Source organism: Afipia birgiae 34632 (assembly GCF_000308295.2).
GTDB lineage: Bacteria > Pseudomonadota > Alphaproteobacteria > Rhizobiales > Xanthobacteraceae > Afipia > Afipia birgiae.
On record NZ_HG326652.1, the window covers coordinates 1,894,325 to 1,904,304 of the forward strand.

The 9,980-nt window shown below is 61.3% G+C and carries 14 protein-coding genes and 3 pseudogenes; 8 read left to right on the top strand and 9 right to left on the bottom strand.

The window, feature by feature from the left end; all coding sequences use genetic code 11:
* Positions 1-83: 83 nt before the first annotated feature.
* Positions 84-404, bottom strand: a complete 321-nt coding sequence (locus BN32_RS09015) for a phage head closure protein (protein WP_019197836.1) — start codon at positions 402-404, stop codon at positions 84-86.
* Positions 401-970: a head-tail connector protein gene (locus BN32_RS09020; protein ID WP_019197837.1), complete on the bottom strand. Its 570-nt coding sequence runs from the start codon at positions 968-970 to the stop codon at positions 401-403. Before BN32_RS09020 ends, BN32_RS09015 begins: the two co-directional genes overlap by 4 nt.
* 233 nt (positions 971-1,203) lie before the next feature.
* Between BN32_RS09020 and BN32_RS09025 the strand changes: the two genes are divergently transcribed.
* From BN32_RS09025 to BN32_RS09035, 3 genes are all read left to right on the top strand, one after another.
* Complete coding sequence (locus BN32_RS09025) at positions 1,204-1,971, top strand: S1 family peptidase (protein WP_019197838.1); 768 nt, start codon at positions 1,204-1,206, stop codon at positions 1,969-1,971.
* Between the two features lie 78 nt (positions 1,972-2,049).
* Positions 2,050-2,460, top strand: coding sequence for a YbaY family lipoprotein (locus tag BN32_RS09030; protein WP_019197839.1), 411 nt, complete (start codon positions 2,050-2,052; stop codon positions 2,458-2,460).
* Positions 2,461-2,512: 52 nt separating this feature from the next.
* On the top strand, positions 2,513-2,788 hold the full coding sequence (locus BN32_RS09035) for a porin (protein ID WP_019197840.1): 276 nt from the start codon (positions 2,513-2,515) through the stop codon (positions 2,786-2,788).
* Between the two features lie 99 nt (positions 2,789-2,887).
* Here BN32_RS09035 and BN32_RS09040 read toward each other — a convergent pair whose 3' ends face one another.
* Positions 2,888-3,130, bottom strand: a complete 243-nt coding sequence (locus tag BN32_RS09040; RefSeq protein WP_040426187.1) for a hypothetical protein — start codon at positions 3,128-3,130, stop codon at positions 2,888-2,890.
* A gap of 207 nt (positions 3,131-3,337) precedes the next feature.
* On the opposite strand from BN32_RS09040, the gene BN32_RS09045 reads away from it, so the two are divergent.
* Together BN32_RS09045 and BN32_RS09050 are read left to right on the top strand one after the other, a co-directional pair.
* Complete coding sequence (locus BN32_RS09045) at positions 3,338-4,324, top strand: hypothetical protein (RefSeq protein WP_019197842.1); 987 nt, start codon at positions 3,338-3,340, stop codon at positions 4,322-4,324.
* A gap of 9 nt (positions 4,325-4,333) precedes the next feature.
* The gene (locus BN32_RS09050) at positions 4,334-4,723 is read left to right on the top strand and encodes a hypothetical protein (RefSeq protein WP_019197843.1); all 390 of its coding nucleotides are present in this window, start codon (positions 4,334-4,336) and stop codon (positions 4,721-4,723) included.
* An 82-nt stretch (positions 4,724-4,805) separates the two neighbouring features.
* Here the strand turns inward: BN32_RS09050 and BN32_RS26125 are convergent.
* From BN32_RS26125 to BN32_RS09060, 4 genes and pseudogenes are all read right to left on the bottom strand, one after another.
* Positions 4,806-4,925, bottom strand: a pseudogene (locus BN32_RS26125) (phage major capsid protein); the annotation flags it as partial.
* A gap of 48 nt (positions 4,926-4,973) precedes the next feature.
* Entirely contained in the window at positions 4,974-5,303 is a 330-nt protein-coding gene (locus tag BN32_RS26130; protein ID WP_084494561.1) for a DUF2019 domain-containing protein, read from the bottom strand.
* Between the two features lie 41 nt (positions 5,304-5,344).
* On the bottom strand, positions 5,345-5,728 hold the full coding sequence (locus tag BN32_RS09055) for a DUF2019 domain-containing protein (RefSeq protein WP_019197845.1): 384 nt from the start codon (positions 5,726-5,728) through the stop codon (positions 5,345-5,347).
* Complete coding sequence (locus tag BN32_RS09060; protein ID WP_019197846.1) at positions 5,725-6,549, bottom strand: hypothetical protein; 825 nt, start codon at positions 6,547-6,549, stop codon at positions 5,725-5,727. Before BN32_RS09060 ends, BN32_RS09055 begins: the two co-directional genes overlap by 4 nt.
* Before the next feature lie 261 nt (positions 6,550-6,810).
* Between BN32_RS09060 and BN32_RS26760 the strand changes: the two genes are divergently transcribed.
* Entirely contained in the window at positions 6,811-7,077 is a 267-nt protein-coding gene (locus BN32_RS26760) for a hypothetical protein (protein WP_152343865.1), read from the top strand.
* A 44-nt stretch (positions 7,078-7,121) separates the two neighbouring features.
* On the opposite strand, the pseudogene BN32_RS09070 reads toward BN32_RS26760, so the two are convergent.
* Positions 7,122-7,925: pseudogene (locus tag BN32_RS09070) on the bottom strand (phage major capsid protein); the annotation flags it as partial.
* A gap of 124 nt (positions 7,926-8,049) precedes the next feature.
* Here BN32_RS09070 and BN32_RS09075 point away from each other — a divergent pair.
* Complete coding sequence (locus BN32_RS09075) at positions 8,050-8,241, top strand: hypothetical protein (RefSeq protein ID WP_019197849.1); 192 nt, start codon at positions 8,050-8,052, stop codon at positions 8,239-8,241.
* Between the two features lie 164 nt (positions 8,242-8,405).
* A pseudogene (locus BN32_RS27665) lies at positions 8,406-8,492 on the top strand (HK97 family phage prohead protease); the annotation flags it as partial.
* Positions 8,493-8,737: 245 nt separating this feature from the next.
* Here the strand turns inward: BN32_RS27665 and BN32_RS09080 are convergent.
* Entirely contained in the window at positions 8,738-9,910 is a 1,173-nt protein-coding gene (locus BN32_RS09080) for a phage portal protein (protein ID WP_019197851.1), read from the bottom strand.
* Positions 9,911-9,980: the final 70 nt, after the last annotated feature.

Consider the following 9,980-nt stretch of genomic DNA (forward strand, 5'->3'; position numbering starts at 1 on the left):
GATCGCGCGAGTAGCCCGAAGCCCCACCCCGGCCCACGCTTCGCTCGGCCGACCCTCCCCACAGGGGGAGGAATAAAGGCCGATTACGAGACCCGCACGTCCGCATCGATCTCGATAAAGCGGCGGTCGTCGCGGTCGCGGATCGCGACAATGCGATAGATCCTTGCGCCGTCACTGAAGCGATGCTGCAGCGTGAACGAGAAGTTGCTGCGCAGGACGATGCGATAGCTCTGCGTCGCACCGTCGGAATCCGCCTCGACGCCGCGGCGTGCCGATAGCGGCGTGACCTGCGCCCACACCGTGGCGAACGTCGTCCAGGTGCGGACCACCCCGCCCTGATCGTCAGGCGTCTCGACAGGCCGCTGGATCACCAGCCGGGTCTTCAACTGTCCGGGATCGATCATAGCGACAGCACCCGATGCGAGGCGATCATGGCGTTGACGCTGGCCGGCATCACCGCGACGCTTGAGCCGATGGCGATGAGGCCACGGTTTTCATACCAGTGCGCCACCAGCATGCGGATCGCCTGCAGCAATGTCGGGGGCACGTCGCTCGCCGCCGCGCCGAATCCGACTTCGATATCGAGTTCGATGCCCGCGACGCTGCGCCCCGGCACCGGCAGCGACCAGCTCGGCGCGGCAAGTACACCCGCCGCGGCATCGACCACGAAGATCTCGGGATCAATCGTGCTCGCATCATTCTCCGCGTTGAATACGCGGGCTGCGGCGAGCGCGCGCAGCGGGCCGATGCGCGGCGCGATACGTCCGCCATCAGGCCAGCGGTCGAGCACCAGCCGCCAGGTCTGCACGATCAGTGCATTGCGCGTCAGCGCCTCGATATGGTTGCGCGCGGCGGACACCAGCGCCGTAATGATGGCGTCGTCGTCGCCGTGTTCCACGCGCAGGAAGTGCTTCGCGTCCACAAGCGACAGTGGCTCGGCCGCTGGCGCGGTAATGAGATAGGCAGGCATGTGATGAAACTTTCATGTAAACTGAGATCACGTTGTCTGCGTCGTCCCGGCGAAGGCCGGGACCCATCACCCCCAATTCTCAGTGGCAACGGATCGCAAATTCTCGTTATCGATCGCAACGACAGGGAGTATGGGTCCCGGCCTTCGCCGGGACGACCAGCACTCCCGATCCTTGCCGCCGCATCATCATTGATCGGTTGACAAAGCGCGCGCCGCGAGGCTCAACCTTGCGGATGATCCTGCTTGCCCGCCTCTGTGCCGCCCTCATCGCTACATTTGCATTCGTGCAGCCGTCACACGCCATTACCGGCAGCCGCTCCGCGCCCAGCACGGGCGTCGCGCAGTCCATCGTCACCGTCGCTGCGGCGGGCGGCGGCGTCTGCACCGGTACGATGATCGCGCCGAACATCATTTTGACCGCCGCGCATTGCATCGCGCCGGGCCCAGCCAATCGCGTGATCGACTACTCGGCGAAACCGCCTCGGCTGATCGCACCGCAACAGGTCGCGGTGCACCCGCGCTACAACGCACAGTTCATCACGGCGCATCGGGCCACGGCGGATGTCGCGCTGCTGCGTCTGTCCGCACCGATGCCCGGCAAGTCGGCCGCGCTTCTCGGCGTTCCGCGCATTCCCTTTTCGCCCGTGTCGCGCTTCACGGTTGTCGGTATCGGATCAACGGTTGCAGGAATCGACTCCGGTGTCGGTACGGTCCGCGCGGCGCCGCTCGCTGTCACCGGCCAGCCCGGCACGTTGCAGGTGCGTTTGGTGGATCCACAAACCCAGAACAAAAGCGCGGGCATGGGCGCCTGCACCGGAGACTCGGGCGCGCCTGCGTTCGAAGATCAGGATGGCAACAGCATCGTCGTTGGTGTGGTGAGCTGGTCGACGGGCGCGAACAATTCAGCCGGCTGCGGCGGCCTCACCGGCGTAACCCCGCTGACACTATATAGAGAGTGGATCGTGAAGACCGCGCGAAGCTGGGGCGCGGAGATTCCGTAAAACCGGTTCCCGCGCCGGACCTGACAAAGGACGGGCGATCCTCTACCTTCTGATTGATAAACGAAACCGGAGGCCATCATGATTTCACGACGCGGTATCATAGGACTTCTCACCACATCGCTGCTTTTGCCCGCCACAAACGCGGTGGCGCAGAGCACGATGCTGATGGGAACCGTGAACTATCGCGAACGCATGGCGCTGCCGCCAACCGCAACCGTGCTCGTGCAACTCGTCGATATCTCGCTTGCCGACGCGCCGGCGCAAGTGATTGCCGAGGATAGCATCACCGGCGCCACCGGCAGCCCGATCCCCTACCGGCTGCGTTTCGATCAGTCATCGATCAAGCCGCGCCGCACCTATGCGCTGCAAGCCCGCATCTCGGACGACGACCGCCTGCTGTTCATCAACACCGCCCGCCACGCGGTCTTTGCCGGCGGGCGCAACAACACACGCATCCTGGTGCAGCGCGTCGGGGAGCAGCCACGTTGACTCTGCCGCGGCGGCGTCCGACCGCTTCATCAACCAACCGGGACTGACGACGATGCATCACCTTCTCGCGCACATCTTCCGGTCAATCACTGTTGTGGTGTTCTGCGCCGCGCTGGCGTCGGCTGCATATGCGCAGCAGATGGAAACGAAGACACCTCGTCAACGCCCGCAGGCCCTGAAGCAGGATCAGCCCCTCAAGCAACCATCGGCGCGCCGGCAACCAACAGCTTGCTCCGAATTCGGCGCGGGCTTCGTCCGTATGCCGGGTTCGGATAGCTGCATCCGATTCGGCGGCAGCGTTGGCATCGGTGTGGGTACGGTGCCCTAGAACATGATCCGCACCGTCGAGATCAATTTCCGGTGCATCTAGAATTTCCACGCTTCTGAAAATGTTTCAGCACAACCGCGCGTAATGCTCCACGGCGTTTCAGTCGCGCGGGCTGTGATGCCGCGATTTCTTGCGCTTGTGAACCGCTGACGGCTGAACCCGAGGCTGTGTCGCGGACTCCCGATACCGCTTGCGCGATTCCTCAAGCGCCCGCTGATAGCCCGGCGAACTCATGATATTCGCCGCCGCCCCGCCGCGGGCGGCGGCAGGGGTGTTGGCGGAGAGCGCGAAAGCAGCGACGAGCACCATCAATGCTGCCAGTATTCTGGCGGGAATGTTCATCGCGAATTTCTCCTGATCTGTTCCGTAGCGCCAACGCCGGGATTGCACGGTCACAAGATCGATTCAATTTTATCCAGTCCGGCGACAAACTAGCAACCTTCATATCCTTGGCACTTAACTTCAACGAGCACTTTAACCGCATATCAATCGCAGGTTCCCCACCTTCAGCACCCGTTCGAGTCGCAGTCAGCCAGATAGGGTGCATTGATGTCAGTGATCCGGAACTCGGCGCGCGCGTTCATAGGCGCGCTGCTCGTTATCCTCGCTTACCATGGCGTGATGGCGTCGCTCGGGCTGGCGACTTTCAGTGCGCATCAAATGCCGCTTCCCTCGCCGGATCAGGCCTTTCAGATTTTCGCGCGACGCATCCTCATCGACGGGAGCATGTTGTTCGCCGGTCACCGGCTTTTGCGTTCGTTCGGCATTGCTACCCGGCTCGCTTACGGCCTGATGGGCGGAGCAGCAATGGTCGTCGGATACGCCTTCGCGCTGTCGAATGGACTTATGATGTGGCCGCCGCTTCCGGGCGCTCAAGTGACCGCAGCGGTTCTCCCGCTTTTAATCGGCATGATCGCAGGCTCGATATATGCGCAGTTCGCCGGCCGTGAATTCATCGCGCGCGCCTTTGCCGGCGCAGCGCCTGCCGCTGACGCTCCGCCGACTGCCATATTCAACGGGCCGGTACGCGTTCGCAGTTCCATCTCTGCCACCATGATCGCAGCCATCGTTCCGGCGGCAGTATTTGCAGTAGTGGTCGTTCCGCTCTTTTCCTCGGCTATGGACCTGGGGAGCTTGATCACGCGTTTCAACTGGTCGGAAGTCGTGACCATGATTGCGGCGCCATCCTATCTCACCGTGATCGTCCTGATGGTCACTGCGATTCCCGCTGCGATCATCGTTCAGGTAACCCACGCGATCGCCCGCTCCATGAACCGGATGCGTGGAATCGATTACGCCGTGATCGGCGCCATTATCAGTTCCGCCGTAGCGCTTGCCGCGGCGGGATACATCACGCCACTGTTGCTATTGCCCGCCATGGCCATCGTCGGCGCATTGATGGGCGCCATCTATCGCCGCTTCGCCGGACTGGAGCCGCTTCCGCTGCCGGAAGCGGTACTCGCCACGGACCCTGCTCATCTGGTTGCCGCCGACCACCCGACCCGGCAGGGACACACCGTCATTATGAACGGTTGAAGGCCGCCAGTGACAAAAAGCGTCCTGCCTCTTAAGCCGTGGGTGATCAAAACCCGAAAGGCATTTCTTTGGGTCGGTCTGGGATGGCCAGTCGTAGGCTTCTTCTACGCGGGCATTTTTGGCGAGCATAGCGCAACGACGTGGGCCATGATCGGCGTCACATTCATGGCGATGTTGTTTCTTCCTGTTGCCCTTCTGCCGCTGATTTTGCTGCCAACGTACAAAAGCCGCATCATCGGTATACCGCCTCTTCTGGCTATCGCTTATTTTATGATTTCTGGCGGGATCGGCGGGTTGCAATACTTTCTGCTCTGGATAGTCATATTCACTGCGATAACTCTCGTTATCCCGCAGGCTTCCACAATGGAAATGCGTGCTCGACAAATGTTCCGGAAATGAGTTTCTCTTCGAAAAAACGCAAATGCCTGGCAATCGAAGCGAAGAGCGCTTCGCTCTTGTTACCCGGCCAGAACAATTCATTTTAGCTCGCCGCGAACTTCACCAGCTTGATCGCGTCGAAGTCCTGGACGCTGCCGCCGGCGCGTTTGGTGGTGTAAAACAGCACATAGGGCTTTGCGGAATACGGGGCGCGCAGCACGCGCGACCTTAAGTTGGAATATATCGCCCTTCATCGTTTGCGCTCAGCATCTCAGATGCATTCATCGCAATCGGAAACTCCTCCCGATCCTTGATCAGCTGCAAGACTTCCTTGCTTCACGAGGCGCAAAAAAAGCGTAGCCATAGCAGCCTTGAATCGTACCGTCGGATTGGGGTGCCGATAAAGCGGCAGCAATGCGCTCCGCTGATCGCCATGGCGCGATTTCAACTGAGCTACAATTTCCTCCATTATTCCATACAAGCGATTGTATTCAGACGTGCGAATATTCTCTAACGCGGCATTCTGCTTGATGGCAACGCCAGTAAACAAAGCTACAAGATCTTCGACACTTGCCGTTTCCGGATTTGTTTGGCGGCTCATGGCTTAAGAGGCCTAGACTGAAAGTTCGCTTCTTCATGCGCTCAACCGCGGCCATCTAGCTCTAACTTTAGATCACCATCCATTATGCTAAGCGACATTCCGGCATCTCCTGCCTGCGGAAACCACTTTGAATCGACAATAGCCTGAAGTTGGGCGCGTGCCTCAAGCGGCGCAATCTCTTTGGTTAGTTTGGCTGCCTGCAGTCTGACCTGCATGTTTGGATAAGTGAAGAGGCTAACAAGAGCACTACGTTGATCGCCTGGGCGGCGTTTCAGTTCATCGTAAATTTCCATCATCCGATCGAACAGCCGATTGAATTTTGCAGTTTGTCCGACCAGAAGCGCTTTATCTTGCTCCCGCGTCACTGCAGCAAAACGCTGAACTAAATCATCGACGCTTACTGCCGAGAGTTCGATTTTCCTCATGGCCTGAGAACTCCAAATCGAACAAGCGCGTAGCGGCCGATCTTCATCCGCTCCTCCCAACTTCTATCAGCTAAGTATTCTCGCGGCGACAGCCCGCTAAAATCGCGATTAGGCGCCCCATACCACCCGGTAATCTGATAATGCTTTAAGCGTGGAATACTAACCCGATTTGATGGATCATCAATCTGACTTCGCGTGAAACCGAAGTATTCCGCCCATGTTTGTTCGGCAATATGGTGATCGTCGTATCCTGGCCTTCGTTTGCCGACGCCCGCCTGAAGCTCCTCAAGAGCTTTCGGTTCATCACGCGCTGCATGGATAAGATTCTGACGTTCCTTCAGCCACTCAACATTGCTGATCGCAACCACATATAGGTCTGCGGCAGGGCCGGCATTTCGCGCCAACCAGTTTGCAGCGGCTCGCATATACGCCGTTCGTTCTGCGCTCGTTTTCGGCCGCACCTGTGGGATTTCAGGCGGCTCACCGGCGGGGAGTTCGGGACTATCTCCCGTCGGCACATCCCCCGCAAGCTGTGCATAGTCACTGTTGTCCCGCTCCCTCGGCGTAATCTGAAACAGACCGAGATTGCCGATCTCGCTGAGATCGCCGAGATCGACACGTCCCATCGGCCTCGCGATGCGGGGCGTTCCGTTTCCATCACCATCCGTCCACTGCCCGCCGTCGGGATTGCCCGCCGGCACGCGCGGCTGGTTCGGGCTGTATTTGCGCTCCAGCGCTGGATAGACGGTGGCCGGGTCAGTACCCGGCTTGAGAAACCGCGCGGCGTCAGGACGTATCCAGCGAAGCGCATCCGGCCGCATCCATCACTACTGCTGATGGCGTGCGTAAGCATCCTCGCGTGCGGACATGCGAAGTGACCTATGAAAGGAAGTGAAGAGAAATCGGGATCGCCTGCGGAAGCCGACTGTCTGTCAGCGTTCTCTACTCGCTCGACGCATTTCGGCGGCCGAATGTCAGGTTCCTTCATCCGCTGTTCAGGCGCGCCGCGTGAGGATGCTCCCGGCAGCCTCGTCATGCCGGAACTGCGCCGGCGCTCGTGCCGATCATCAGGAGACCACGCGATGAAGAAGATTCTGTTCAGCCTTGCCCTTGCCCTGCCTGTCGCATTTGCGGCATCACAGGCCTCGGCGCTGCCTGCCCATTCAACAAGCCCTGCAATCAGCCACGCCGCGTCGTCCGACATCGTTGAAGTCAAGGGCGGCCACGGCAAGGGACACGGCTGGGGCAAGCACCACGGCTACAAGCACCATGGCTGGAGCCATGGCCGCAAGGTCGGCTGGCGCGGCCGCGGCTGCCCTCCCGGCCTCTGGAAACAGGGCCGCTGCTGAAAGCGGCACGGCGGCGCGCAGATGATGCGCGCCGCGCGTTGTTCTCAGCTCGCCGCGAACTTCACCAGCTTGATCGCGTCGAAGTCCTGAACGCCGCCGCCGACGCGCTTGGTGGTGTAGAATAGCACGTAGGGTTTTGCGGAATACGGATCACGCAGCACGCGCACCCCGAGACGATCCACGATCAGGTAGCCGCGGCGGAAATCGCCGAACGCGATCGACAGCGAATTCGCGGCGATGTCCGGCATGTCCTCGGCTTCCACGAGAGGGAACGTCATCAGCGATGCGCGCCCGCCCGCCTGCGCCGGCGGCTGCCACAGATACGCGCCGGTGGTGTCCTTGAACTTGCGGATCGCGGCCTGCGTCTTGCGGTTCATCACGAAGGCGCCGTTCTGGCGATAGCCCGCCTTCAGCGCATAGATCGTATCGACCAGCACGTCGGACGGATTGCTCGAGGGAAACGCGCCCGCGCTGCCGCTGGCGACATAACCGAGATTGCCCCAGGTCCACGACCCGTTGGCCACCGCCGTGGTGTTGAGGAAACCCCTCGGCTTGTTGCTGCCGTCGCCGTTGACGAAGGCCGCGCCCTCCTGAACCGCGAAGGTCAGTTCGACCTCGGAGGCGATCCACTCGTCGATGTTCACCGCCGAGTCGTCGAGCAGCGTCGCCGTCGCGGCCGGCATGGCGTAAAGCTCCATCGCCGGAAAGCTCAACGCATCGAGCGTCGGCGATGTGGTCTGCGCGCGCGTATCGGTCTCGCCGACCCATCCGGTCGCGGGGCCCGCGGTCATGAACGGCTTCTTGTAGACGTTGCCGGAGATCTCGCGAACGCTCGAAATTGCGCGGATCACGTTGCGCGAATTGGCGGCGGCGTCGCGGCGCTTCGATGAATTCGTCCGCCAGCTCTCGCGGTTCAACCGCCGGGCGAAGGGGCAACGCGATCTTACTCATTTCATCAACGAGGATTGATTTATGGATACATTGCATACGGTGCTGCGTGCGATACAGCCGGAGAAGAAATCGTCGCCGGATCATTTGACGGTGTTTCGCGAATTCCTCGCCCATCTCGACAGGATCCAGCACAAGGCGCCGACCAGGCCGGTGGCGTCGAAGCCTGCGCGTGGCAGGCCATCGCGACGAAAGAATTCGAAGCGCGCAAAGTAATGAATGCTCAGCCCGTCATTGCGAGGAGCGTAAGCGACGAAGCAATCCAGTCTTTGGTTTTCTGGATTGCTTCGCTTCGCTCGCAATGACGTTGAGCAATCCCGGCTAGTCGCCACCCAACATTCCTGAGCTCACTCAACCACGCGCAGTTCGCGAGGATGCCCATGCACGCGCCGATTTCATCCACATCCCGGGTGTCGCTCGCGAGCGACGGAACGGTGGAAGGTTACGCCAGCCTGTTCGGCGAGGTGGCCGCCAGCGCCCACAGCAGCAGCGCCAGATGCGCAAGATCGCCGCGCTCGGTGAAGATGCGGATCAGATCGGACATGACGGATCCTGGGGCTCTTGCTCATCCCTCCCCCTTGTGGGGAGGGTGGCTGGCCGAAGGCCAGTCTGGTGGGTGTAGCTTTACGTCGACAGCGAATTTGACATACCCCCACCCCGACCTCGCTTTCGCTCGGTCGACCCTCCCCACAAGGGGGAGGGATAAGAAAAGTCACCCCAGCCGGTCGCCGTCAGCCACCGGCGCATAACCCGTCGCCTCGCGCTTTTCGTTGAGCGTCAGGAACGGCGCATTGGCGACGCGATCCCACAGCGCGGCCCGGTCGCTGGCCAGTGCATCGATCCGGTCGGTGTCGACAACGATACGCAGTTCGCCGCCAAACTGCGGCGACAGCCATTGCGCCAATGAGCTGCCGACACGCGACGCTAGCGGCAGGATCGTCTGCCGCCAGAACACGCGATTGGCTTCCTGAAAATTCGCATACGTGTTGTCGCCGGGAATGCCGAGCAACATCGGCGGCACGCCGAAGGCGAGCGCAATCTCGCGCGCGGCGGAATTCTTCGCGTCGAGAAAATCCATGTCCTTCGGCGTCAGCGACATCGCCTTCCAGTCCAGCCCGCCTTCGAGCAGCAGAGGCCGCCCGGCGTTCACCGCGCCCTGATAGGTGTCGGTGAGTTCGCGCTTGAGCCGGTCGAATTGCTGATCCGACAACACCGCGCCTTCGGGCCCGGAATAGACCAGCGCACCGGAGGGTCGCGCAGCGTTGTCGAGCAGAGCCTTGTTCCATTTTGCGGCGCTGTTATGCGTATCGAGCGCGACCGCTGCGGCCTCCACCGGCGCGAGACCGTAGTGATCGTCGAGCGGATGAAAAAACGTCAGATGCAATATCGGCGGCACGCTGGACGCAAGCTGATCGAACCGCACGCTGCGGCCCGCGACGCTATACTCATACGCCTCCGGCCAGCCGTCGGGACCGGGCACCACCTTCATACGATCCGGCCGCAGCGCGTAAAGCTCGCGGACCTGATCGCCAAGCGCGACGGCCCCGACATAAGCATTGCCCGCGAGCAGCATGTGCGCGTACAGCGCCTCAAAGAAGCTCGCGCCGTCCTGCCTCGCGTTGGGCCTGGTCAGAAGCTGCGCAAGCGGATGGCCGTCCCGCTCCTGCGCGCCTTCATAGAGAAGAAAACCGCAGGACGCAGCATTCTCTGCGATCAAGCGCACCGCGCGGTGCACGATGGCGTTGGCGAGATAGCCCTCCCGCGCCAGCGCCGCATAGTCGCGCGGCGTCCACCGCGCCCGCCCGCCGGACTCGAAGGCCAGCACCTGCGCCGTGCGCGAGGCCTTGGCTTCGGGTGCGCGGAAGAGATTTTTGAAATTGAGCATTTTGTTTTGCCTGATCCCTAAGATCGAAGTCACCCCACCCGGCCGTCCTTCGGCCAGCCACCCTCCCCAC

Excerpts from the sequence above, each read along its gene's own strand:
- BN32_RS09040 (WP_040426187.1), bottom strand. The coding sequence starts at position 3,130 with ATGAACATTCCCGCCAGAATACTGGCAGCATTGATGGTGCTCGTCGCT.
- BN32_RS09015 (WP_019197836.1), bottom strand. The coding sequence starts at position 404 with ATGATCGATCCCGGACAGTTGAAGACCCGGCTGGTGATCCAGCGGCCT.
- BN32_RS09045 (WP_019197842.1), top strand. The coding sequence starts at position 3,338 with ATGTCAGTGATCCGGAACTCGGCGCGCGCGTTCATAGGCGCGCTGCTC.
- BN32_RS09055 (WP_019197845.1), bottom strand. The coding sequence starts at position 5,728 with ATGAGGAAAATCGAACTCTCGGCAGTAAGCGTCGATGATTTAGTTCAG.
- BN32_RS09075 (WP_019197849.1), top strand. The coding sequence starts at position 8,050 with ATGGATACATTGCATACGGTGCTGCGTGCGATACAGCCGGAGAAGAAA.
- BN32_RS26130 (WP_084494561.1), bottom strand. The coding sequence starts at position 5,303 with ATGAGCCGCCAAACAAATCCGGAAACGGCAAGTGTCGAAGATCTTGTA.
- BN32_RS09020 (WP_019197837.1), bottom strand. The coding sequence starts at position 970 with ATGCCTGCCTATCTCATTACCGCGCCAGCGGCCGAGCCACTGTCGCTT.
- BN32_RS09025 (WP_019197838.1), top strand. The coding sequence starts at position 1,204 with ATGATCCTGCTTGCCCGCCTCTGTGCCGCCCTCATCGCTACATTTGCA.
- BN32_RS26760 (WP_152343865.1), top strand. The coding sequence starts at position 6,811 with ATGAAGAAGATTCTGTTCAGCCTTGCCCTTGCCCTGCCTGTCGCATTT.
- BN32_RS09035 (WP_019197840.1), top strand. The coding sequence starts at position 2,513 with ATGCATCACCTTCTCGCGCACATCTTCCGGTCAATCACTGTTGTGGTG.
- BN32_RS09030 (WP_019197839.1), top strand. The coding sequence starts at position 2,050 with ATGATTTCACGACGCGGTATCATAGGACTTCTCACCACATCGCTGCTT.
- BN32_RS09080 (WP_019197851.1), bottom strand. The coding sequence starts at position 9,910 with ATGCTCAATTTCAAAAATCTCTTCCGCGCACCCGAAGCCAAGGCCTCG.
- BN32_RS09060 (WP_019197846.1), bottom strand. The coding sequence starts at position 6,549 with ATGCGGCCGGATGCGCTTCGCTGGATACGTCCTGACGCCGCGCGGTTT.